We start from the raw sequence: 23,331 nt of genomic DNA, 5'->3' as shown, positions 1-23,331 counted from the left end.
GGCCCCAATGCCTGCCAGCCAACCCTCGTGGCTACGACGGCAAGGCTTGCGAGAGCGCGCGTGCGGCTTCGACGACCTTACTGTAGGCCGCGCCGAATCGAGTGCTCAGTTCGGTAAAAGACATATCCACCGCTTCCCTTGCATCGCTTTCGATGCGCGCGCAGAGCTCGCCGAGGGCGAGCGCGCCGATCGAACGCGACGAAGATTTCAGCTTATGAGCGACGGCAGCGGCCTCAGGGGCGCGTCGCGCGCTCAGATGCTCGAGAAGTTGCTGCGCGAGCGCGGCGGAGCATTCGACGTACTCCGAGAGCAACGCCTGCACCGTTTCGTTGTCGTCGCCGACGATTCCACGCAGGACGCTCAAATCGACGACGGACGAGAAATCGCAGGCTTGCGCCGATTCGACGACGGTGGTCTCTTGCGGAGCGCCGGCTGGCTCGGCGGTGAGGTTATCGGGCGGCGCAGTGTGCTGCGAGGGTGCAAGCCATTGTTCGATAGCCTGCTGCAGTAGTACGAGCTTGAGCGGCTTCGTCAGATAGTCGTCTATGCCGAGCGCTTTGGCGCGGCTCGCCTCCCCATGAATCGCATTGGCCGTCAGTGCCACGATCGGCACGCGCTTGCGTGCTTCGCTGGCCTCCTGGGCGCGGATGGTCTGCGCCAGTTCATAGCCGTCGCGATTCGGCATGTGCAAGTCGGTGAGAATGAGGCCGTACGGTGCCGCAAGCCACATTTGCAGCGCTTCTTCTCCATCGGTTGCCATATCGGCCGTGTAGCCGAGCAATTCGAGCTGTCGCCCGATGACCTTGCGATTGATCTGGTCGTCTTCCGCGACGAGTATCTTGGGCGCGTTCGGCGCCGCCCTCGCGTGCTGACCTTCGGCAACCGCGGCGTCGCCGCGGGCGCTGCAGTGCGGTGCGCTGCGCCCCGCTGCCAGCGCCAGCGCATCGACGAGTGCGCGTCGGCGCAACGCCTGCGCGCCCGCCACCACGGTACCGTCGGGTTCCGACTGCAGCACGAGGCTGCGTCCGGAGGAGATCAGGACGCGGCCCTTCGCCGAGATGGCTGCGCTGTGCCGCATCGCTTCGCCGCAGACGAGGAGTGCGGCGCCGCCGGCGATGGCGAGGCGGTGCTGAGCGTCCTCGACATCCTCGGCGAGTTGCACGTTGACCCCGGCGCTGCGCAGGTAGGTGGCAATATCGTCGGCATTGAATTCGGTTGAGGGCGCAACGATGCAGGCGAGTCCGGACAGATCCTGCTGTACGCGCGCCGGTGCATCGGGAACGCGTTCGAGCGGCAGTCTGACGATGAACGTCGATCCCGCGCCGAGTTCGCTCGTCACCGTGATGTCGCCGCCCATCAGTGCGGCGAGCCGGCGACAGATCGCGAGTCCAAGTCCGGTTCCGCCGAAGCGGCGCGTCGTCGAAGTCTCGGCCTGACTGAAGGGGCGGAACAGTTGGGCTTGCATGTCCTGCGACATGCCGATGCCGTTGTCCGAGATCGCAAAGCGAACCGTCGCGCCATCCGGAGCCTCGGGCTCCACCCGCAGCGATACATGCCCAGCGATACCTTCCCGCCCGCCGGAGAATTTGATTGCGTTGCCGACCAGGTTGTAGAGGATTTCCCGCAGGCGGGTATCGTCGGAGAACACGAGCGCGGGCAGCGCGGGCGACACATAGGTGCGCAGCGCAACGCCGCGCGCATCGGCCACTGTGGCAAGCGAAGCAGCCAGCCCATCGACGACATCCTCGATCGCAACGGGCACCGACTCGATCTGGAGCTTGCCGGCTTCGATCTTCGAAAAGTCGAGAATGTCGTCGATGATCCGCAAAAGCGCGGACGCGCAATCGCGGATCGTGAATACCATTTCCTTTTGATCGGCTGTCAGCGGCGAGCGCGCGAGCACTTCCGTCATGCCGATGACGCCGTTCATCGGCGTGCGAATCTCATGACTCATCGTTGCAAGGAACGCGCTTTTCGCGCGCGAGGCGGCTTCCGCGTCCGAGCGGGCCTGGTCGAGCTGTTCGGCTTTGGCTATCTCGCGCTGATGCGCGGCGGCGAGACTGCGCACGAGACCGCGAGTGCGACGATCGGCGAGAACGATCAAGAGCGACAACAACACTGCCGCGATCAGCAGGAACATGCTGCGCAAACGCCATGGCGCGAGAAATTCCTGGGTGGAGTAGCCGACTGCCACGGCAAGCGGGTAGTCGGCAAGCTTCCGATAGCTGACGATGCGGTCCTGGTCATCCATGTACGACGGCATGCGCAAGTCGCCGGAACGGTGCTGTTCGAGCGCGCGCCGTAGCAGATTGCCGGGCGGCAAGGTTGCGCCGATCGACTTGGACTGGCCCGTCCGAAGCGCGCGGATCACGTAGTCGCGCGTTCCCACGACCGTCACGATGCCGTCCTTGCCGATGCGCAGACCGTTATAGAGCTCCGTGAAGTAGGAGGGATCCACCGATACGACGACGACACCGAGAAAATGCCCGTCGTGGCTGTTGATTCGCTGTGACAACTGCAACGAAGGTTTGCCGCTTGCACGCCCGACGATGGGCTTGCCGATCACCAGTTCTGTGCTCGCGTTGTGCAGATGGACCTTGAAATGCTCTCGATCGGAAAGATCGATTGGCTTGAAGCCGGGAATCGTCGACGCACGCAGGAAGCCCTGGGAATCGATGACGGCCACTTGGACGAATACGTCGAGCTTCAGCAAGCCCGAATCCACGTAATAGGCAAGCGGAATCGAAACGCCGTCATTTTGAACTTGCCACGAAACGAGCGCGGCGACCTGTTCGGCTTCCCGCATGACGCGCACGGTATGAGCGGCAAGCGCGTCGGAAAGCGCGGTCGCGCCTGCGCGAGCGTTGCTCATTTCCACATGCTCGTCCCATGCGGTCAAGATGCCGAGCGCAAGCCAGAGCGCTGCAATAAGCAGGTAACTTTGCAGCCCCAAGCTGCGGGTGCGCAAACCGCCCCTGGCATTTGCGCGGCGACGCGGTCGTGCCTGCGGCGTTTCGATATGCGGACCGGTTGTGGCATCCACCATTTGATCGACAATCCCCCGGAAAACCGTCGGCCCGGTGCCAAACGGGCACGACTATCTCCAATAACGGCGCGACGCCGCAAAAGTTGATACGGGATTGCCGCAGGGGTTGAGGACCGGCCCTACTCGGCGGGCTTGTCGCCTGTCAGCGGCGCCACGATGTCGAGCCGATAGCCATGCCCATAAACGGGGGTGAGTCGGAACCCATTTTCGGGGCGGAGCTGGAGTTTCGAACGAACTCTGGACATGTGGGTGTCCAGCGTGCGCGATATGGCATCGGGGGGCTGCCCCCAGACTACGCCGCCGATATGTTCCCGCGACAGGATGCGTCCGATGTACTGAAACATGAGCAGTGCGAGGTCGAACTCACGGCTCGTCAGTTCGATCGGCACGCCTGCGAGAAAACACGTCCGGGTCGCCGCATCGATGCGATAACGACCGACTTCGATCGGAGCGGGCGTCGATGCCGTATTGGGGCGCGTGCGGCGCGCAAGCGCGTCGATGCGCGCGATGAATTCGCCCTCGCGGATGGGCTTGATGATGTAATCGTCGGCGCCCGCGCCCAGTGCCGACACGATGTCGCGTTCCTCCGAGCGGCTCGTCATGAATATCACCGGCACGCGCTCTGTCAGGTTGGAGCGTGCCCATTGCAAAACCTGATGTCCCGTTACTCCCGGCACCTGCCAATCGAGCAGCAGCATGTCGAAGGTTTCGCGCTTCAGTTGGCGAATCAGCTGGCTTCCATCGACGAATATCCGGCATTCATGGCCTTTGTCAGACAAAATCTCGCTAACACGTTCAATCTGGCTTTCATCGTCTTCCAGATAGGCAATCTTCACTGTCCACTCCCGGTGATCGGGCCAACGGGTTCTCGTCGAAATGTCCTTTTGCAGGGCTCGCGCATTTTAGCGCCGGATGCCACGACGAGCACTACGCTCCGCCGCGCTCACGCGCAAAATGGATCGCAGTTAACAATTGTTAAGAGTTCGTGGCATGGGAGGCAAACGTTTGTAGTCGATGCGAGCAGTCGCGATCGATCGGAAAATCGACGATGGACGGGATTACCCGTGCCCCAAATGGGGCTAATGGATTGGCTTGTAACACGCAAATCGTTGAAAAAATGAATAGGTCTGCGTAATATCTGGAGACTCCTACTTTTTCCGTCTGATGCCACCGCAACCTCGTCAATATCTGCGTCGCGTAAAATACTGGCCGGCGGCCCATTCAATCGAGCCGTTTGCAGCTCGCACGATGGCGTTGACGGTCTTATTCGCGTGCCTTTCATGTGTGCCGCCCGACGTTTTCGCGCAAGCGCCGGCAAATCAATCGGCGATGATTTCTTATGCGGCGCAGCGCGGCGATACGCTATATACCGTTGCGCAAAGGTACCTGCAAGAAATCGATGATTGGCGCGTAATTGCGCGCATCAATCGGGTGCCGGCTCCCCGGCAACTGAAGCCTGGCATCACGCTGCGCCTTCCCGTCGCGTTGTTGCGGCGCGAGCCGCTCGCTGCGCGTGTCGTTGCCACGAGCGGAAATGCGACTTACGCAATCGGCAACGCCCCGCCGTTGCCGCTCGTGCCCGGCGTCTCGCTGAGCGAGGGCGATTCGATCGCGACCGGTAAAACCGGGTTTGCGACGATCGAGTTCGACGACGGCTCCCATGTCAGTCTTGCCCACGAAACGGTGGTGACGCTCGCAACATTGACTCGCACGCTGCTCGGCGAGGCGAGCGAACGCCGCCTCGAGTTGCGGCGCGGCGAAGTCGAAAGCGAAGTGACGCACGCGAAAAAGCCGCGCGACCGGTTCGAGATACGCGCGGCGCCGATTGTGGCGGGCGTGCGCGGAACCCACTTTCGGGTGAACGGCGGTGAGCAGACATCGGCGGTCGAAGTGCTCGACGGCGCCGTTGCGGTCGCCGCGGCTGCGGCTGCAGCACCCGCTAACTCGTCGCAAGGCGATGGCACGCTGGGCGTGCCGTCCGCGGGCGCCCAACTGGTGCCGGCCGGCTTCGGCAGCCTGACCCGCGCGGGGCGCGCGGTAGGAACACCGGTCGCGCTGTTGCCCGCGCCCGAGCTCGTGCATCCGGGGCGCATACAGGACGGCGCGGAAGTGGACTTCGAACTCGCGGCGCTCGAGGGGGCGCGCCAATACCGGGTCGAGATCGCACGGGACGCCGGCATGTTGGACCGGCTGAAGGAGACACGGATCGAAGCACGCGGCGAAGCACCGCATGCGAGCCTGGGCGAACTACCGGACGGCAACTATTTCGTGCGCGTTTCCGCCATCGATGACGCGGGCCTGGAGGGAATGGCGCGCGTGTACGCACTCGAGCGCCGCCGTATGCAGCTCGCTGCTTCGGCGATGCGTTCGCCGGGTTCGCGCGAATACACTTTTCGCTGGTTCGCGAGCCGCACTGGCGTGCCAACGCGATATCGTTTCATCTTGTCGCGCGACGAAGATCTGCGCGAGCCGCTGGTCGACGAAGTCGACATATCGACGGACCACATCGTCGTTGCGGGGCTGCGCGCGGGCGTTTATTACTGGACCGTCGTAGCTGAACAATTCGAGAACGGCCAATTCTACGAGACGGCATCGCGCGTGCGTTCGTTTACGCTCGCCAAGTGAACGAGTTCTCAAATGAGCCATGACTCGGTGCGCGGATCTCCGGCGAGCTCGAGCAATGATGAATCCTCTCGCCGATGGGGCCCGGAGGCGAAACGTTATCTGATCGAGTGGTTGACGATAGGCTTTTTCACGATCCTGATCGTCGTGCTGGCCGTCCTGAGGCAGGCGACGGCCGGGCTCGATCGCATGGTGTACGACCACATGCTGTCGTTTTCTTCACGCCCCGTGGTGCCCGACATCGCGATCGTGGAAATGGACGACGAAAGCATTGCCAAATTCGGGCGCTGGCCGTGGCCGCGCGACCTGCAAGCGCGCGTTCTCGACGCCGTGGGAAAAAGCGGCGCGGCGGCTGTGGTCTACGACGTGCTGCTCACGGAGCCGACGCCGAACGACCAGGTCCTGGCCGATGCCATCCGTGCCGTGCCGACGTATCTTCCGGTGTTGCTCGCCCACGCGGAAGACCGCGCGTCGGACATCGCCGTCGTGCCCGTCGGGCCGATCGCGCGGGCAGCGGCGGGAATGGGGCATATCGACCTGGACGCCGATCCCGACAGCGTTGTCCGCTCGATCGATCCGGACGAGGGCGGGGATGCGTCGCGCTGGCCGTATATCGATATGCTCGTCTACGACGCCATTCGAAGCGGCAAACTTCCGCTGGCGCACGGACGCTACATTGCGCGCGACGCTGCCGGGGGCATGCTGCCGACGCACCCCGTATTGATCCCGTTCGGTTCGAACGCGTCCGCACGTCTACGTATCTCGGCAGCCAAGCTGTTGAGCGGTGCCGTGGCCCCCGGGGCCTTGCGCGGAAAGATCGTTTTTGTCGGCGTGACCGCGGAGGGCCTGTCGGGCAACTACGCGACGCCCGTTTCGGGGAGGATCGGCACGTTGTCCGATGTCGAAGTCCACGCTGAAGTGCTGGACGCATTGCTGTCGGACCGCATCATCTCGCCCGTGACGGCCGGCTGGGTCGTGGCGGCCTCGCTGATTCCTTTGGTGGTGCTGCTCGCGGGCGTGTTCGTGCTTTCGCCATGGCGCTCGCTCGTACTGACCCTCGCGCTGGGCGCAGCATCGCTCGCGATGAGCGCGCTGCTGCTGCATGGGGCGCGCGCGTGGATTTCGCCCGTGCCCGCCTTGCTCGGATTGAGCGTGCTCTACCCGTTGTGGAGCTGGCGCCGGCTCGAAATGACGATGTCCCGCTTGCGCCGCGAACTCAGGCAGCTCGACGCCGAACCGCACCTGTTACCGGAGCCACCGGCGCCGTCGCAACGCTTCGGCGGCGATGTGCTCGAGCGCCAGATCGCGCTCGTCGAGCGTGCCGCCCACCGCTTGCAAGATATGAAGCGTTTCGTGTGGGACAGTCTGAACAGCGTGCCCGAACCCGTGATCGTAGCGGATAGACAGGGCATCGTCGTACTTTCCAACAAGGCCGCGCGCTCGCATTTCGTACGTATTGCCAGCCCTGACCCGCGGGGCCGTCCGCTTACCGATGTACTCGGCGAATTCACGCTGATCAAGGCGATCGGAGCGGGGCTCGAAGAAGAGGCCGAACTGCGCGCGCGTTGGCCGGCAGTGCTGGATCCGAGAGGGCCTCGCGTCGGTATCGTGAAGCGTGGACTGGAGGTGCGCGATCCGTCCGGGCACGACTATCTGCTGCGTTACGCCCGTTGCAGAAGCGAGCAAGGCGAAGAGTCGGGCAGCTGGGTGGCGGGGCTCGTCGAAGTGACGGCGCTTCACGCGGCAGAGCGGGGGCGCGAAGATGCGCTGCGCCTGTTGTCGCACGATATGCGCTCGCGGCATGCATCGATCCTCGCGCTCGTCGAGCTCGAGCGCACGAGCAGCGACTCGGAGCGTACGCGCATGTTGCTGGAACGCATCGAACGACACGCGCACCGCGCACTGAAACTCGCGGACGATTTCGTTCAGCTCGCGCGTGCCGAATCGCAGACCTATTCACTCGAGCCGACGAATCTCGCCGATATCGTCGCCGACGCCGGCGACGAGTTGTGGCCGCAGGCGCGCACCAAGAGCATAGGCGTCGATATGAATCTCGGCGACAGGGAATACTGGGTAGCGGCCGATCGATCGCTCATGACGCGTGCTATCGCAAACGTCATCAACAACGCGATCAAGTACAGCCCGAACGATACAGTGGTCAAGGTATCCGTGGCCGCGGCGGCGCCGCACCGCGTCCAATGCACGGTCGCCGATGAGGGCTATGGCATCCCATTGGCGATGCAGCGTCATTTGTTCGAACCGTTTCGGCGGTTCCAGGCACCGGGGCAGCCGGCCTCCGGTGGAGCGGGGCTCGGCATGGCATTCATCAAGACGGTGGTGATGCGGCATGGCGGCGAGGTACGCGTCGAAAGCGAGCCGGGACGCGGCACGACCGTCACGATATGGCTGCCGGCAGCGGACGAGCCGGCTGCCGAATAGCGGTCGGCGGATGCACAGGGACGCTGACTGCAGCGCCAAGAGAAAAGAGGAGATTGAATTTTGAAAGCGGGATGGTTCGCAATGGGGTTTGCCGTGGCGATGCTGGCGGGGTGTGCCGGCATCGAATCGGATGTGAGGGCGTCGTTACCCGACGCGTCGGCCCTGGACGCGGGGCCGCGCACTTATGTGTTTGCCGATTCGCCCGTGACGCCAGCCAGCGCGGATGCCGCTCGGTACGAGTCGGCCATTGCCGATGCGCTTGCGACGCACGGCTTCGATGCGGCGCCCGAGGCTCGCGCGCGTTTGCGCGTTTCGTTTGCCTATGACACGCATGCTCAGTCCGTGTCGATAGTCGATGACGCCTGCGCGGCGCAAGCGCCGTGCGAGCCGCGGCAGCCCGCATGGTCGTTTCGATGGCCCGGCCGCGAACGCTTCGTCCACTCGTTGACGTTGCGCTTTTTCGATCGTGCGTCCGGCCGGGAAGTCTATAAGGTCAGCGCATCGAGCCGCGATGGCGAGGCCGAATCGCCTTCGGCCATCACGTACCTCGTGCAAAGCGCATTCGCTCGGATGCCTTATAACGGCAGTTCCCGCTGGCGTGTCCGATTGCGCCCTGGCGAGAACGGAAATATGCCGTCGATCGTATCCATCGCACCCGATTCACGCTGACGCGCATCCCGAGGCGCATTCAGACAGAAGGGTTCGAATATCGCGGAACCGGTTTTCAAACGTTTGCGGAATGCCGATTGAAAGAATGCGGCGACGCGAAACCGAATAATCGACCATAGGGACCGCAATCTTCCGTAGAATGCAAAAGCGCCGCTGCGAGGCCGTCGTGGCGGCGTCCATTGCCGACTGAGAGACAACGAGAGAGCGGGCCAATACCATGAGCGAAACGACAGGGCTCACGAAAGAACGCGACGCACCCGAGCAGATCGTCCGTGGCGTCACGCGTTGGTACGCCGGTTTCCTGGTGATTGCATTCGCCTTGTTACCGGCTTATTTGATTGCCTACCTGCATTTTTTTCAGGATTCCCGGCTTTTATTCGAAGACCACACGTTCCACGAGATTGCGATTGCACTCGCCACGTTGGAAGGGATTTTCGTCTGCTACGTGACATGGCAGTGTTACCGGCGCTCGGGCGATCCGATCTTGCGCTGGTTGACACTGGGTTTTGCGGGGTTTGTCATCGTCTACGCGCCGCATGGCGCATTCACTCCGCTCGCACACCACGACATGTGGCTGTTCCTGTTGTATGGCCCGGTTTCACGGCTCGTGATGGCGGTTCTGTTGTTTATCGGCTTGCTTTCGTACCGTGCGGACTCCGAGCCCGATCCGGCCGCGCGACGGCATGACCGCATGTTCTGGGCCGCATGGCTCGTGGGCTTCGTCGTCGTCGATTTGCTCGTTGCGGTGCTCGCCAATACGCCGTTCGCCGGTACGCTTGCGACCCGGCTCATCCTCGAAGGCGGCGCGATGCTCGTATCGCTCGTGAACGTCGGCTGTCTTCTTGCCCGGAGAATCCGCTCGCCGCTGATGCAGATATTTGGAATCTCGGTGATGGCTTTCGCGTTGTCGTCGCTGGCATTCCTGCTTGGCAAGCCCTGGAATCACATGTGGTGGCTTGCCCATGCAATCTTCGCCGGCGGTTTCTTTCTGCTCAGTTATGGAATCGTTCAGGCATTCCATGCGGCCGGCTCGTTTTCCGCCATCTACAGTCGCGAGGAATTGATGGCGCGTTTGCAAGAGTCGATGGCGCGAACGGAAACTGCGCTGCGCGAGCTGCAGCGCAGCAACGTGAAGCTGGAGCAACTCGCCGTGGCGGATCCGCTCACCGGTGCCGTCAACCGCAAGGCGTTCATCAATCGGATCGAACGGGAAATAGAACGGGCCAAGCTGGGCAGCGCGCCGTTTTCGCTGCTGGCGCTCGACCTCGACAATTTTCGACGCATCAACGATCGGTTCGGCCGGGATATGGGCGATCAGGTGCTGCGTAACGTGGTCGACATCTGTCTCGATGCGATCCGTCCATTCGAAGGCGTCGCCCGCGTCGCCGGCGAGGAGTTCATGGTGCTGATTCCGCGCGGCGCGCTCGATACCGCGCTGATGGCCGGCGAGCGAATTCGCGCGGCGGTGCAGGCAACGCCGTTCGTAAGCGGCAACGATCGCTTTTCCGTCACGGTCAGCATTGGCATTGCCCAGTTCCCGCACGACGGCACGACGAGCGAGGCGCTCATGCGTGCCGCGGACGAGCGGTTGAGTCGCGCAAAGGATCACGGCCGCAATTGCGTGATCGCGGTCTAGCACGGCGGACGCGGCCGCCTCGATGGATCCTCTCGAACCGCTGTGCGCTCGTTGAGCTGTTTCAACGGCGGGGTTCCCCGGCGCGCGCGGCGGGTGCGAAAGCGCACATCGCGAGCGGCGCCGCGGCAAGCGCGGCGCTTGCCCAAAACGTAGCGGGCGCGCCGTATCGTTCCCAAAGCCAGCCGGCCAGTATGCTCGAGAGCAGCATCGATGCGCCGCTGACCAGATTGAAGATGCCGAACGCCGTGCCCCGTAGCGCGGCCGGCGATGCGTCGGCTACCATCGCGGCGAAAATGCCTTGGGTAAAACCCATATGCAGCCCCCATAGCGCCACACCGGCAAAGACGAACGGTGCGGACGCTGCGTGGCCCAGTGTCAGGTCCGCGCCCATCAGCAACGCAAGGCCGGCAGCCAGGAGGACGCGGCGGTCGAGCCGGTCCGAAAGCTTGCCCACAGGGTAGGCCGACAGTGCATAGGTCAGGCTCATGACCGCCATCACCGCAGGCACCCAGGCGAGATCGAAGCCTGCCTGTTGTGCGCGCAGGACGAGAAATGCCTCGCTGAACCGCGCGAGCGTGAATGCCGCGCCAACGACGACGACGAACCAATAGCGGCCCGGGAACCCCCGCACAGCGCGCCACTCGAGCGGCGAGCGAAACGTCCGGGCGCCGGCCGGGAGCTCGGGTTCTTCGACGCCGAAGAACAGCAGTCCCACACAAATGAAGGCGGGAGCAACGGCGAACCACAGCACGGTGCGAATACGGTCATCGAAGGCGAACATCAATGCCATGGCCAGCAACGGGCCCGCAACCGCGCCAACCGTGTCCATCGATTGGCGCAGCCCGAAGCAGGCGCCGCGAATATCGGGTGGCGCCACATCGGCCACCAGCGCGTCGCGAGGGGCACCGCGTATGCCTTTGCCCAGCCGATCGACGAGACGCGCGATCGCAACGACGAATGGCGTGGTTGCGAGCGGGAAAAGCGGCTTGGTCAACGCGGCGAGTCCATAACCCACCAGCAGCAAGCCTTTGCGTTTTCCCAGCCAGTCGCTCAATGGCCCGGAAAACACCTTGACGATCATCGTCGTTGCTTCCGCGGCGCCCTCGAGCGCACCGAGGGCAACCACGCTCATGCCCATCGTCGATACCAGAAAGATCGGCAACAAGGCGTGGATCAATTCCGATGACAGGTCCATGAACAGGCTGACGAATCCGAGCGCCCAGACGGTGCGGGGTATGCGGGGGCGGCTCAGTGAAGATCGCGGTGCATTCATCGGCAAGTGTGCTTTCGGTGGGGGGCGTAGGCGCTCGGCCACGGGCAGGTGGGCGAGGAACCGATTGTGTCATGAACCCTTCATTCGATAGGGGCGAGGCCTGTCATCGCGTGGCTGACGTCGCTTCGCTTTGCTTCGCGTCGCGTTGCGTTTCTTCGCTTCATTGCTTCGGTGTCCCAAACAACCGGGTAGCGTTTCGGAGCGAAGCTGCCGGCGAAAGCTGTTGCGGCAACACCGACGAAGCCAGAATGGAGCACCCGGATGGACGACGACGACATCGTGCTGCTATCGACTGGGGCAGGCGAAAGTGCGGGAGGCCCGCAAGCGGCGTTCTCGTACCATGCGGCCGTGGGACACATGAAGCGCCCGGGTGCATTGTTCATGTACATGGCGGTCATTCAGCCTGGCGAGAACATTCCTGCTCACGCGCACCCCGAAGGAACCGAGACGATCCTCTATGTGCTGGGCGGCAACGTCGAGCATCGGTATGGCCGCCGTATGAACAAATCGATGCTGAATCGGCCCGGCGATTTTGTCTATATACCCGGTGGGGTGCCGCACCAACCCGTCAATCTCAGTTCGTCCGAGCCGGTGAGGGCAATCGTGGCTTGCAATTTCGATCTGAGTATAGAAGGCAATTCGATTCCCTATTCGAACGAAGAATAAACGAAGGGATAAACCCGGGTTTTTCGACGGCTGACATGGAAGGGGCGCGCGGATCGATTCGCCGACGGGCGAGTGTTTTCGCCGCGCCATGCGATGTGAATCGCGCAGGCACCGACACAATGCGACGAAGCGCTCACGCTGCGTCCATGTGTCAAGTAGTCAGGTGTCTTGCCGATGAAGAATCCGATTTCCAGCTTTCGCGCCTGGCTCGGCACGTCGACCGTGCCCTCCCATGCGGGCGAGTCCCAACACGCACCGCAGGAACGCGCGGGCTCGAGCCGCAAAATGACTGTCGCGCCGGCACTCGGCGCGCTGAAGCGGCAGAACGCGCGGCGGGTGATGCCGGATGCGACTCCGTCTTCATCGCATCGCCCCCCGCCGAGTTCGTCGTCCGACGACGAAGAGCTCCGGGAGGCGGTCGCGGCAATCCGCGCGGCGGCGGTCTGGACACCGCCGTCCAGCAGAGCCGAGTCGCCGCGTGTCTCGCTGAGCGATCGGTCGCGCTTGTCGTCGGCTCGAATCGATGCGTCGCCGGGCCGCGACACGCACAGTGTGCGCACGGAAGGCAGTAGCGGCCATCACCGGGCCGATTCCCAACCAATCGACGAGGATCGCGAAGCACTGCTCGACATGGCGTGGGACGTCGACTTCCCTTCCGCGCGGATGAACGAGATCCTCGCGCGCTCGCCCGAGCTCGTGGATGCACCTGATCACAGCGGTGCCACGCTGTTGATGAATGCACTGACGGGCGGCAACGTCGAGTTTGCGAAAACGTTGATCGACCACGGCGCGGACCCGAATGTGCGCGACGAGCTGAGTAACACGCCACTGCATCTGGCCGCCGGGCGCGGCACGGAAATCGTGTCGCAGTTGCTTGCCGCTGGCGCGGATCCGAGTGCAACGAATAATCGTGGTGCGACGGCGTTGTTCGATGCGCGCTCGCCCGACGTCGTCCATCTGCTGCTGCGTGCCGGCACGCCTATCGACGCCCGCGACGAGAACGGCAATACGGCCATCATGCGGCTTGCGCAGTCGGGTACGCGCCCCACAGTGCTCGCTCTACTCGAACACGATCCGGACATCAATGTTCGCAACAGGTCGAATCGCACGTTCGCGCAGCTTCTGACAGCGCGCTTGGGCGGCACGGCGGACGTCATCCCGACAACGGCGGCTGGGGCCAAGGCGGTTCTCGAGCTGGGCGCACGCGAAACGCCGTTTCTGGGCGATCTGCGCGACCGCAAGCCGGCGTTAGCCGGCACGTTGCGCCCAAGCGCACGGGTGGCTCCGGAGGAAGAGCTTCGTATCCAGCCCGAGCTCAAGATGGCGGCTTCGCCAAACGCGAGGAGGCCAGCGATCAACTCTCTGAAGTCCGGTCCGAAGCTCAGTTTCGTCAACGATCCGAAGCGAGCGTTCGATGAGCTCAGCCATCGTGATGTCGAGGCCCTATCGGAGGCACTCGGTTTCGGCAAGCTGTCGTCGGACCCTGGCAAGTACATGCAGAAAAAGGCGGCGGTCCGCGCGACATTCGCGCGATTCAGGGCGGACATCGAACGATTTCTCGCCGACTACGATAACGCCGCACTCGATCATGATGCGCTGAACGCCCCCCTATCGCGGGAAGAGCGCGCCGAGCTCAGGAGCGTAATGGACATCGCCCATTTGCGAGTCGCCGCGGAGCGCGGACCGGGTGGGGGACTTCTGGAGCCGTTGCGTCTGCGCGTTTTCTTCGGCGGTACGCAAAACATGCGGGACTTCAAGCAGGACATCGGTAGTGCATTCGGCCGGATCGGGGAAGTCGACCGCGCGGCCAAGCGAGCGGGCGAACTGTTCGCGAAGATCCTGTCGCACCCGGACCATGTGCAGCTCGACTTCGTTGGCGGGCATTCGATGGGCGGTGCGATGGCACAAACGTTTCTCGCGTCCGTCGAAAGCCGGGTTCTGCTGCCGAAGCAGCCTTCGATGATCCTGATGGACCCGCAACTGCTGAACAATAACCAGGCTCGCCGTGCAACGAAGGGCGGCACGCTCGAAGTCGACTATGCGCAGCCGCGCGGCGTGGCGATCACGCTCGATTACGCGAACGATCCCCGGCGCGGGCTGATGGGAATCATGAAGGGGCCGGGCGGCTATCGTTACCCGGGGCTCGTCCAACTCAAGCTCGGTCTCACCGATACGGATGGCTACCGCGCGAGCCGGCCCGAAACGAGTGGCCCGCCTGGATTGGGCTATCACGTCGATCCGCAACAGTTTGCGAATGCGCTCTCGCGCTTTTGCGCGGATCGGGAACAGGAGATTCTCGACAATCCCGCCCTCGACCATCTGCGCGCACCGAACTGGACGCGGCCCGCGGGACCGGTGCGGACCTCCGATACGCTGCCCGCGGTTGCGCGACGCGCACGCAGACCGATGGAGCCGATCGTCGAAGACGAGGAGTCGGCAAGGGAGACTTAGGGCCCGTGAACAGGCCCTTGGGCAGTGCGCGAATTCGGCGGCATGCGTTCGAATCCATTCGCTGCATTCCTCGCAGTTTCGTTACTGGAATCGAGCCATACCGCGAGGCTCGTTCATTGTTCCGCGATTAGGAAAATGGAGCTTGTGAATGGTAACGAGAACTTCGCGGCAGGACATTTCTCAGGCGCCTGCCGAACGCGCTACCGATGGCGCGCAAGGAGATCCGCTGACCGCCCCTCGCGACAGTAATGCCGCTTCTTCGTCGCGCTCGTTGAGCGCGACGGCGTCCGCGGTACTGCGCCATTTTGCTTTGAGAAACAGCGCCGCGCCGTCGAGCGCAGCGCCTGCGCCGCGAGCGCCGGTGCCGCCTCGGGAGACGAGTGCCGCCGAGGCTGGCGATCGAGCCGAAGCCGAACCGGTGCCGCGCGAATCGAGCGAAGCCGCCGAAGCGTTTGGAAGCCGCCGCTGGTTCTCCCGCAGGCGCGGCCCCCGGATGCTCACCCCAGGCTGGGTACCGCCCGGGGCAGCCGCGCCTGAACGCGCATCGCCCGAGCTCGTTCGAACGCGAGCGGCTCATCATCGACGAAGCATGTCGGAGGCCGACACGTTGCCGCTGGCCGGAGCCCAAGTCCCGCACTTTTCCGCCGCCGCCTGGGAGGACGCGTTCCTTCACAACGGGCAAACGGCTCGTTGGGCCATGCGTTCAGTCAACGCACACCTGCGCCGCGCCGCCGAGGCACCGTTGGAGATCCGCTGCAGCGAGGACCTCGCGAGGCTGAAGCACACGGAGCTGCGGCCGCAAAGCGTGCGCCTGAGCGGTATGTTTTCGGTCGACGATTTGGCGGGGCTACCGCCGTCGTTGCGCCATGTCGATCTGAGAGAGTGCCGGGGCAGCGCGATATCGAAGGCCGGACTGGAACATTTGGCCGAGCTGCCGCTGTCATCGCTCAACGCGGCTCGCGCGGGAATCGACGACGAGGGTGCACGAATCCTCGCGAATATGCCGACACTCATCGCGCTCGACTTGAGCGGGAACCGGATCGGCGACAGGGGCGCTCGCGCATTGGCGGCCAACCGCTCGCTCGTCTCGCTCGACGTGAGTCGCAACCGGCTGGGCAGCGAAGGGACGCGTGCGCTGGCAGCGAGTCGAACGCTGAGCGCATTGAACGTCAGTCGCAACGAAATCGGCAGGGACGGTGTGCGGGCGCTCGCGGCGAATCGCTCGCTGCGATCGCTCGATGTGAGCGGCAACCTGATCGGAGACGACGGCGCACATCTGCTGGCAGGCAGTTCGTCGCTCACCTCGCTCAACGTGAGCGACAACGGGCTGAGCGACGCGGCAGCACAGTCGCTTTCGCGCAGCCGCTTGCTGAAGTCCCTCAACGTCAGCCACAACCAGATTGGCGAGCCCGGCGCTCGAGCGCTCGCGCAGAGCGCCTCGCTGATTTCGCTCGATATAGGCTCGAATGCGATGGGTGACGAGGGCGCGCGTGCATTGGCGCACAGTACGTCGCTGGTTTCCGTGGACGCAAGCCATAACGACATCGGTGCGCCCGGTGCGCGTGCATTGGCGGCCCTCGGTTCGCTCGTCACGCTGAGCGTGAGCGGCAACCGAATCGGCGACGAAGGTGCCGAAGCGCTCGCGGCGAGCCGCTCGCTCGCCGCGCTCGACGCGAGCTTGAACGGCATCGGCAGCTCGGGTGCACAAGCACTCGCACTGTGCCGCTCGCTCAGATCGCTCGACGTGAGCGGCAACCGGATCGGCGAGGGGGGCGCCCGCGCATTGGCAGGCAGCAGCACGCTGAGTTCGCTCAGCGCCAGCGGCAACGAACTCGACGACGCGGCCGCGCGCGCATTAGCGGCAAGCGGTTCGCTCACTGCACTCGACGTGCGACTCAACGAATTCGGCAGGCCGGGTGTGCTCGCGCTACGAGCCAATGCGCGTCTGACGACGCTTTTGATCTGATTCACGGACGCTCACTACGAATTACCGTAAAACACAATTCACGAGCGCACCTGCGTACCGGAATGCCTTTCTCTCGCATATCAAAATTCCGTTGACAGGCGTTGCGCGTCCATGGAAACTCACTGACATGCTTACGCCGACCCATTTCGCCATTTTCATTAACCACCCGATGAACGCCCGCTGGGGCGCATCATCGGGGGCGTACGCGCATTAGTTTTATTTCGAATGCACGACAAGGCCCCCCGGAAACGGATGGGGCCTTTTTGTTTTGGTGGCTTCCTCCGTCTGCCGGCTCAATCGACGGAGAGAAAGATGACCGAAAGTACCCCGCAGTTCGATTGCCGCGTTTTACCCGTTGGGCGCTCGCTCGACGCCGCCTCCGAATGGATGGTCGTCGTCCATGCCGCGCTCGCACCCGCCAGCGCCGTATCGTGGCGCATGACGGTCGACACCGAGCTGCGGGCGCAAGGCGCACCGGTCTGGCTCACGCGAGCGGGCCATCTCGACGACTATTGGCTGCGCCCCGGAGACGTCATCGGTCTGTTGCGCGGCGAGCGGGTCTGGCTCAGCGTTGAAGGCGATTCGGCTGCACATGTCACGCTGACGAGCGAATGGCGCGAACGGCGCCCGTTGTTGCAGCGCTGGCTAAGGCGGCTTCAGCTCTTATTGGCGGGTGGGATGCCTCAACGTGCCTGAGTCATGGTGGGTGGGGGTGAATGAGCTCCGGACATGAATCGTGGATCGTGAATGAGCGCGAATGGCAGGCGACATCCAGGCTCGCGGCTGAATGCGCTCGTTCGCCGCGTACAATGCCGCTTCGACAACCCTGATTCGCGGAATTCAAAAGCATGGCCATGAAGAAAACCGACCTTGAGAAAAACAAGGCACTGAAGCTCACGCACTCGATGAAACAAGCCCATTCCGAGCGTTTCGGCAAAGCCGCGGCCGATGCGCCGCTCAATCGGCGCGAGCAGCGCAAACTGGATCAAGCCAAAGGGCTCGTCCCATTTGCATGCAAGCTCGATGGCGAATTGGTCGGCCGTCTCAAGGAGATGGCCGCCACGCATCCGGAAGGAATATCGGGTGTCGTCGACGAGCTGTTGCGGCGTGCGTTGAACGAAAGCCGCGCTTGACGAACGCCGCGGTGACCGCCGGACCTACCGTACCGGCGCGCCATCGCGCGTGACCTCGAGCGCAGTGCCTTCGATGTAATCGACACGAATGTTTTCGCCGACTTGTAGCCCGTCGAGAAAACGATCCGTTGCTGCCTGCAGTGTCATGGGGCCGCTCGGACCGCGCAGCGTCAACAGCCGCCGGCCCCGATCGATGGCGAGCACGGTCGCCACGGCCTGTACGCGATGAACCGTTTTCGTCATGCCCCCCGAGGCGGGCGTGACGGTCTGCGTATCGAGGCGTTCGCGTATTGCCCCTTCGGCCGCGCGCTCGGCGCTGAGAATCAGCGCACGCGTATAGGTGATCGCAACGTGATCGCCGATGTGCAGTCTGCTGACATTGCCGACCGTCTTGTCGACCACGACGTCGACTAGCGAGCCGTCCTGTTTGCGGAGCGTCAGCGTATTGGTGTTCATGTCGATCTTTTCTATCACAGCGTCCGTGTGGGTTGCGGTGGTGCCCGAAAAGAGGCCGGGCTGCCCCGGCACACTGGTTTCCTGCGCGCATGCCGTGCCCGCGGAAAACGTCAGGGCGGCCGGCAGGATAACGAGGCCAATTAAATCGATACACCGCACTTGCCTTGACACTTCGACCCTCCCATCACTCGACCGCGCTCGCCGATCCGTTTGATCGATGCGAGCCGGACGCGTCAGTTTACTCGCGACAAAACTGGCGAAACCGCCATTGATCCGGCATGCAGGCGACACCTCGTTTTATTCATACGAAAGCGCGCAGCGGTGCGATATGCGTTGACGGACAACGCGATGGACATCGATCGTAACGAGTCGTTCCGCGCTGGTCCGGTATCATCTGGCGAAGCCCGTTGCATGGGTATATCGATACTTCCACTGTCCATCGAGGAGTCCTCCATGGTTCCTACCGTCGCGCAAAAGCGCGCTGCGTTTCGTGCCTTACATGCTTCGGGTTGCTTCGTGCTGCCGAATGCCTGGGATATCGGCAGTACGCGATATCTGCAGAGCCTCGGTTTCAAAGCCATTGCAACGACGAGTTCGGGATTCGCCTGGTCCGTCGGTCACGCGGACAATACATTGGCGCTCGAGCGTGTACTCGAGCATCTTCGTAACGTCGTGGCGGCCACCACTCTGCCCGTCAATGCCGATTTCGAAAACGGTTTTGCCGAGGATGCCGCCGGCGTCGCGCGAAACGTCAGGCTCGCACTGGATACGGGCGTGGCGGGCCTGTCGATCGAAGACTCGACGCGAGACCCCAACGCGCCGCTGTTGCCGTTGCCGGTGGCGGTCGAGCGCATGCAGGCTGCACGCCGCGCGATCGACGAGGCGGGTGGCGATGCCCTGCTGGTCGGCCGTGCTGAAAACTTCATTGCAGGCGTGCCGAACCTCGATGATGCGATCGCGCGGCTGCGCGCCTATGCCGAGGCCGGCGCGGACTGTCTTTATGCGCCCGGTATCAAGACCCGGGAGCAGATTGCAGCGGTCGTCGCGGCCGTCGCACCGAAGCCGGTGAATGTGCTGATCGGTTCAACGTCCGAATTCACCGTCGACGATCTCGCGGCGCTCGGTGTGCGGCGCGTCAGCGTGGGCGGCGCGCTGGCGCGCGCGGCGTGGGGAGGGTTCATGCGGGCGGCGAGCGCGTTGGCCGAGGGACGCTTCGATGGGTTCGCCGATGGGGCGTCCGGTGCGCAGCTCGATAGCTTGTTTCGCGATGGTGTTTGAACGCTGTGCACGGCCCGTCTTCAACGAGATGTACGTGCGGTATTCGACCCTGGCTTTAAACCGATATTAGGCGCAAACGATGACTCTTTCCCCGTTTCATTTGGCAATTCCCGTCTACGATCTGCCCGCCGCGCGCGCGTTCTACGGCAAAGTCTTCGGACTCGAGGAGGGGCGCTCGAGCGAGCGATGGGTGGACTTCAACTTCTTCGGTCATCAGTTGGTCATTCACGAACATCCGAAGACGCCGTCGCAGCAGCACGCCCATACCAACCCGGTCGATGGCCACGATGTGCCGGTCCCGCACTTTGGCGTCGTGCTCGGTTGGGAGGACTGGGAAGCGCTTGCCGAGCGGCTGAAGTCGTCCGGCACCCGTTTCGTGATCGAGCCGTATGTTCGTTTCGAGGGGCAGGTCGGCGAACAGGCGACGATGTTCCTGCTCGATCCCTGCGGCAATGCGTTGGAATTCAAGGCGTTCAAGGACATCGGGCAACTGTTTGCGAAGTAGGCGGGTTGTTTCGCCTTCCGTGTCATACGGCCTTGCGCAGCGGCGAGTGACCGGCCCGAGGCTTCCCTGACGCGGCACCGCCGGCTCGCGAGGGTTTACCTGCATTCATTGTCGGGCGAATGTGCCCGATAGACGAATAGGGCAACGCCAGCCGCAGGCGATAAAAAATGATGCGCAACAACGGGTCGTGGAAGGCAATATCCGAGAGAAGGCACTGGGTGGCGGTCGGCGTGGGCGTGGCGGCGCTGGCGGCCGTGGTCGTCTTCGTTTGCGGACGCGGCGGCTGGCTGCAGGGTCGAGCGGTCGGCGTCGTGCTGGCCTTGTTGGCCGTGGCCTGCGCGGCGCTCGGCGGCTGGATGCTCGCACGCATCGACATGAAGCGTCATTTGGACCGGCTCGCGGATGCAACCACGAGGCTGCGTACGCGGCAATTCGGTACGTCCGTCTCGGCTCAGGTGCACGAGGCGCCTTTTGGCCGGATTGCCGTCGAGCTGGACGAGCTCGGCTCCGAGCTCGCGCGCCATGAACGGCAGTGGCAGGCATCCTTCCGGCGTGAAGCGGGCCAGATCGAGGTATTGCGGCGAATTGCGCAGAACGATCCTCTCGACGACGCCCTCGTGCTGCTGACTCGCTTTGCCGAACATCAGATAGAGGGGGCCCTCGCCTCCGTTGTCATCGTCGATCCGGCGACGCTGCGCGTCACATCGTGCATCGCGCCGAGCTTGCCCGCGTCGTACACCGACGCGCTCGTCGGCTTGCAATGCGCATCGGGCGTGGGCTCATGCGGTACGGCCATTGCGGAGCGGCGCATCGTGGTGGTCGACGACATTGCCACGGATCCGCTCTGGAAGGACTATCGGGCACTCGCTTGCGCACACGGATTGGGTGCATGCTGGTCTCATCCGATTATCTCGACGGGCCACCGCGTGCTCGGCTCGTTCGCGCTGTATGCACGCACGGCGCGCGCCCCCTCGACGGAGGATATTCAAATCGGGCAACTGAGCGCGGAGATCGCCGCCCTCAGCATGGAGCGCAACCGCACTGCCCAGGCGCTGATGCAATCGGAAGCCGAGTACCGCTCGCTTTTCGAGCGCAACCCGAATCCTATGTGGGTTTGCGATGCCCGCACGCGCAGATTCCTGGCGGTCAACGACCGTGCAATTGCACACTATGGCTTCACGCGCGAACGTTTCCTTGGCATGTGCGAGGCCGATCTCGAGCTGCATCCGCATGGCCCGTCGCGCGTGCGCGAGCAGGGCGGCGAGCCGCCCGATGGCGCCGCACGGCTGCATCGAAATTCGAGCGGCCAGGAGCTCCTGGTCGAAATCGCCTACTTCCCATTGAGCTTTTCGGGCAACGATGCGTCCCTCGCCCTCATCACGGATGTGACGTATCGCCGTTCTCTCTCTCGCACGATTCGCGAACAAAACGAGCTTTTTGCTTCGCTGATGGATTCGACGGTGGAGGCCATCTACGGCCTCGATAGCGAAGGGCGATGCACGTTCGCCAACGGCGCCTGCGAACGTTTGCTCGGGTATCGCGCGGACGAGCTCGTCGGTATGCATATGCATACCCTGATTCATCGTTCGCAGTACGAAGCAAGCGTTCACGGCGCGCGGGGGTGCAAGCTGCATGCGCTACAGCAGCCCGGCACACACACTCATCTCGACGACCAGGTCTTCGTGACGAAGGCCGGCGCGGTGCTGCCGGTCGAATGCTGGGCGTACCCGATGATGAAAGGAGGCGCGGTATGCGGCACCATCGTGACGTTCCTCGATACCACCGAAAGGCGCTTGCAGCAGGATGCGCTGCGTTGCCAGGCCACGCTCGATATGCTCACGGGGCTGCTCAATCGAACGAGTTTCGTCGATTTGCTCGAGCAGCGTGTGCAGAGTTGTTTGCTGAGCGGCGCGCGCCTGTTCGTCGGGTTGGTCGATCTCGACGGTTTCAAGGAGATCAACGATTCGCTCGGCCACGAGGCGGGCGACCAATTGTTGCGTGAGGTCGGAAGCCGGCTGCTGCTCGAATTGCCCGACGGCGCGGCGCTCGGCAGGCTCGGCGGCGACGAATTCGCGTTCGTCGTCGATACGGTCGACCATGCCGAGTTCGGCGAACTGTTGAAGCGCCTCGTGCAGGTCATGCGCGAACCCTTTAGGATCGTCGGCATGGACGTGCAGATCAGCGGCAGCATCGGCGCGGCCGCGTTGCCCGACACCGGTAGAGACGTCAAGTCGCTGATGCACAACGCCGATGCGGCCATGTACCGGGCCAAGCGCGAAAGCAGCGGATTCGTCGTCGGCAGCGAAGTCGAATCGGGCAACGAGCGCAGGCTGCTGATGAGCCGGCTTCGCCATGCGTTGCACAAGCAGGAGTTCGTGCTGTACTTCCAGCCGAAGGTCTCGTTGCGCGGTGCGGCACATTGCGAGATCGAGGCGCTGATTCGCTGGATGACGCCCGATCGCGGCATGGTCGCGCCATCCGAATTCATGCCCATCCTGGAACTGAGCGACCTGATTCATCCGCTCACCCAGTGGGTCATCGAGACCGCTATCGAGGAAGTCCTCGCACTCAGCCGGCACGCGCCCGATCTCACCGTGGCCATCAACATTTCGACTCGAAATTTGCTCGATGTCCGGTTTCCGGAGAAGGTCAAGGATCTGATCGACAAGCACGGTTTCCCGCCGGAAAAGTTGAAGCTCGAGGTGACGGAGAGCGCGGTGATGGCCGATCCGAACCGATCGCTGAAGGCGCTCACGGAGATTCATGAGCTTGGCGTCGGCCTCGCGATCGACGATTTCGGAACGGGTTATTCGTCGCTGTCGTATCTGCAGCGTTTGCCGGTGGACGAACTGAAGATCGATAGATCGTTCGTGGTGGAAATGGCTGGCAACGATGCGGCTCGGACGATCGTGCAATCGATTATCGGGCTCGCCCACAGTCTCGGCATTCAGGTGACGGCGGAGGGCATGGAGACAGGCAGCGTACTCGACCAGCTGCGCAGCCTGGAGTGCGATTACGCGCAGGGTTATTTCATTGCGCGTCCCATGCCGCGCGCCGCACTGAGCGAATGGCTCGACCATTCGCCCTGGGCGGCCCCGGCGCGGGCGGCCAGGACGCCGCTCGGCGCGTCGATCCCCTGACTGCACCGATGTTGCAATGCTGCAACGCGGAAAACTCCTCAACCGCTTCTG

The 23,331-nt window shown here is 63.4% G+C and carries 16 protein-coding genes; 12 read left to right on the top strand and 4 right to left on the bottom strand.

Annotated features, from left to right (window positions below; genetic code table 11):
* Positions 1 to 31: 31 nt before the first annotated feature.
* Together ACO1XS_RS09215 and ACO1XS_RS09210 are read right to left on the bottom strand one after the other, a co-directional pair.
* Positions 32 to 2,872, bottom strand: a complete 2,841-nt coding sequence (locus ACO1XS_RS09215) for an ATP-binding protein (protein WP_486390505.1) — start codon at positions 2,870 to 2,872, stop codon at positions 32 to 34.
* A gap of 293 nt (positions 2,873 to 3,165) precedes the next feature.
* Complete coding sequence (locus ACO1XS_RS09210; RefSeq protein WP_331574547.1) at positions 3,166 to 3,882, bottom strand: response regulator transcription factor; 717 nt, start codon at positions 3,880 to 3,882, stop codon at positions 3,166 to 3,168.
* Between the two features lie 493 nt (positions 3,883 to 4,375).
* Here ACO1XS_RS09210 and ACO1XS_RS09205 point away from each other — a divergent pair, with 493 nt between their 5' ends.
* From ACO1XS_RS09205 to ACO1XS_RS09190, 4 genes are all read left to right on the top strand, one after another.
* On the top strand, positions 4,376 to 5,671 hold the full coding sequence (locus tag ACO1XS_RS09205; protein ID WP_486390504.1) for a FecR family protein: 1,296 nt from the start codon (positions 4,376 to 4,378) through the stop codon (positions 5,669 to 5,671).
* 12 nt (positions 5,672 to 5,683) lie between these two features.
* Positions 5,684 to 8,107, top strand: coding sequence for a CHASE2 domain-containing protein (locus tag ACO1XS_RS09200; protein ID WP_486390503.1), 2,424 nt, complete (start codon positions 5,684 to 5,686; stop codon positions 8,105 to 8,107).
* A gap of 81 nt (positions 8,108 to 8,188) precedes the next feature.
* On the top strand, positions 8,189 to 8,776 hold the full coding sequence (locus tag ACO1XS_RS09195) for a DUF4136 domain-containing protein (RefSeq protein WP_486390502.1): 588 nt from the start codon (positions 8,189 to 8,191) through the stop codon (positions 8,774 to 8,776).
* Between the two features lie 217 nt (positions 8,777 to 8,993).
* The gene (locus tag ACO1XS_RS09190) at positions 8,994 to 10,412 is read left to right on the top strand and encodes a GGDEF domain-containing protein (RefSeq protein WP_486390501.1); all 1,419 of its coding nucleotides are present in this window, start codon (positions 8,994 to 8,996) and stop codon (positions 10,410 to 10,412) included.
* 61 nt (positions 10,413 to 10,473) lie between these two features.
* Here ACO1XS_RS09190 and ACO1XS_RS09185 read toward each other — a convergent pair whose 3' ends face one another.
* Entirely contained in the window at positions 10,474 to 11,685 is a 1,212-nt protein-coding gene (locus ACO1XS_RS09185; protein WP_486390500.1) for an MFS transporter, read from the bottom strand.
* 261 nt (positions 11,686 to 11,946) lie between these two features.
* Between ACO1XS_RS09185 and ACO1XS_RS09180 the strand changes: the two genes are divergently transcribed.
* The 5 genes from ACO1XS_RS09180 (at position 11,947) to ACO1XS_RS09160 (ending at position 17,901) form a co-directional block, all read left to right on the top strand.
* A complete protein-coding gene (locus tag ACO1XS_RS09180) occupies positions 11,947 to 12,351 on the top strand; it encodes a cupin domain-containing protein (RefSeq protein ID WP_331574535.1) in 405 nt (134 codons plus the stop codon).
* A gap of 174 nt (positions 12,352 to 12,525) precedes the next feature.
* Positions 12,526 to 14,802: an ankyrin repeat domain-containing protein gene (locus ACO1XS_RS09175; protein WP_486390499.1), complete on the top strand. Its 2,277-nt coding sequence runs from the start codon at positions 12,526 to 12,528 to the stop codon at positions 14,800 to 14,802.
* Between the two features lie 589 nt (positions 14,803 to 15,391).
* On the top strand, positions 15,392 to 16,768 hold the full coding sequence (locus tag ACO1XS_RS09170) for a leucine-rich repeat domain-containing protein (RefSeq protein ID WP_486390498.1): 1,377 nt from the start codon (positions 15,392 to 15,394) through the stop codon (positions 16,766 to 16,768).
* 312 nt (positions 16,769 to 17,080) lie between these two features.
* Positions 17,081 to 17,464: a DUF2917 domain-containing protein gene (locus tag ACO1XS_RS09165; RefSeq protein WP_486390497.1), complete on the top strand. Its 384-nt coding sequence runs from the start codon at positions 17,081 to 17,083 to the stop codon at positions 17,462 to 17,464.
* A 152-nt stretch (positions 17,465 to 17,616) separates the two neighbouring features.
* On the top strand, positions 17,617 to 17,901 hold the full coding sequence (locus ACO1XS_RS09160; RefSeq protein WP_331574527.1) for a hypothetical protein: 285 nt from the start codon (positions 17,617 to 17,619) through the stop codon (positions 17,899 to 17,901).
* 24 nt (positions 17,902 to 17,925) lie between these two features.
* Here ACO1XS_RS09160 and ACO1XS_RS09155 read toward each other — a convergent pair whose 3' ends face one another.
* On the bottom strand, positions 17,926 to 18,528 hold the full coding sequence (locus tag ACO1XS_RS09155; RefSeq protein WP_331574525.1) for a hypothetical protein: 603 nt from the start codon (positions 18,526 to 18,528) through the stop codon (positions 17,926 to 17,928).
* Positions 18,529 to 18,810: 282 nt separating this feature from the next.
* Here ACO1XS_RS09155 and ACO1XS_RS09150 point away from each other — a divergent pair, with 282 nt between their 5' ends.
* The 3 genes from ACO1XS_RS09150 to ACO1XS_RS09140 all read left to right on the top strand — a co-directional run bounded on the left by ACO1XS_RS09150 (position 18,811) and on the right by ACO1XS_RS09140 (position 23,280).
* On the top strand, positions 18,811 to 19,635 hold the full coding sequence (locus ACO1XS_RS09150; protein WP_486390496.1) for an isocitrate lyase/PEP mutase family protein: 825 nt from the start codon (positions 18,811 to 18,813) through the stop codon (positions 19,633 to 19,635).
* A 79-nt stretch (positions 19,636 to 19,714) separates the two neighbouring features.
* Positions 19,715 to 20,140 (top strand): VOC family protein, encoded by a 426-nt coding sequence (locus ACO1XS_RS09145; RefSeq protein WP_331574521.1) that lies wholly within the window; start codon positions 19,715 to 19,717, stop codon positions 20,138 to 20,140.
* A gap of 167 nt (positions 20,141 to 20,307) precedes the next feature.
* Positions 20,308 to 23,280: a bifunctional diguanylate cyclase/phosphodiesterase gene (locus ACO1XS_RS09140; protein ID WP_486390495.1), complete on the top strand. Its 2,973-nt coding sequence runs from the start codon at positions 20,308 to 20,310 to the stop codon at positions 23,278 to 23,280.
* Positions 23,281 to 23,331: the final 51 nt, after the last annotated feature.

Source organism: Trinickia sp., assembly GCF_057351765.1.
Note: the sequence above shows the minus strand (reverse complement) of the source record. Positions and strands in the feature narration are given on the sequence as shown.

Excerpts from the sequence above, each read along its gene's own strand:
- ACO1XS_RS09150 (WP_486390496.1), top strand. The coding sequence starts at position 18,811 with ATGGTTCCTACCGTCGCGCAAAAGCGCGCTGCGTTTCGTGCCTTACAT.
- ACO1XS_RS09200 (WP_486390503.1), top strand. The coding sequence starts at position 5,684 with ATGAGCCATGACTCGGTGCGCGGATCTCCGGCGAGCTCGAGCAATGAT.
- ACO1XS_RS09195 (WP_486390502.1), top strand. The coding sequence starts at position 8,189 with ATGGGGTTTGCCGTGGCGATGCTGGCGGGGTGTGCCGGCATCGAATCG.
- ACO1XS_RS09160 (WP_331574527.1), top strand. The coding sequence starts at position 17,617 with ATGGCCATGAAGAAAACCGACCTTGAGAAAAACAAGGCACTGAAGCTC.
- ACO1XS_RS09170 (WP_486390498.1), top strand. The coding sequence starts at position 15,392 with ATGTCGGAGGCCGACACGTTGCCGCTGGCCGGAGCCCAAGTCCCGCAC.
- ACO1XS_RS09140 (WP_486390495.1), top strand. The coding sequence starts at position 20,308 with ATGATGCGCAACAACGGGTCGTGGAAGGCAATATCCGAGAGAAGGCAC.
- ACO1XS_RS09180 (WP_331574535.1), top strand. The coding sequence starts at position 11,947 with ATGGACGACGACGACATCGTGCTGCTATCGACTGGGGCAGGCGAAAGT.
- ACO1XS_RS09215 (WP_486390505.1), bottom strand. The coding sequence starts at position 2,872 with ATGAGCAACGCTCGCGCAGGCGCGACCGCGCTTTCCGACGCGCTTGCC.
- ACO1XS_RS09145 (WP_331574521.1), top strand. The coding sequence starts at position 19,715 with ATGACTCTTTCCCCGTTTCATTTGGCAATTCCCGTCTACGATCTGCCC.
- ACO1XS_RS09205 (WP_486390504.1), top strand. The coding sequence starts at position 4,376 with ATGATTTCTTATGCGGCGCAGCGCGGCGATACGCTATATACCGTTGCG.
- ACO1XS_RS09190 (WP_486390501.1), top strand. The coding sequence starts at position 8,994 with ATGAGCGAAACGACAGGGCTCACGAAAGAACGCGACGCACCCGAGCAG.
- ACO1XS_RS09185 (WP_486390500.1), bottom strand. The coding sequence starts at position 11,685 with ATGAATGCACCGCGATCTTCACTGAGCCGCCCCCGCATACCCCGCACC.
- ACO1XS_RS09165 (WP_486390497.1), top strand. The coding sequence starts at position 17,081 with ATGACCGAAAGTACCCCGCAGTTCGATTGCCGCGTTTTACCCGTTGGG.
- ACO1XS_RS09175 (WP_486390499.1), top strand. The coding sequence starts at position 12,526 with ATGAAGAATCCGATTTCCAGCTTTCGCGCCTGGCTCGGCACGTCGACC.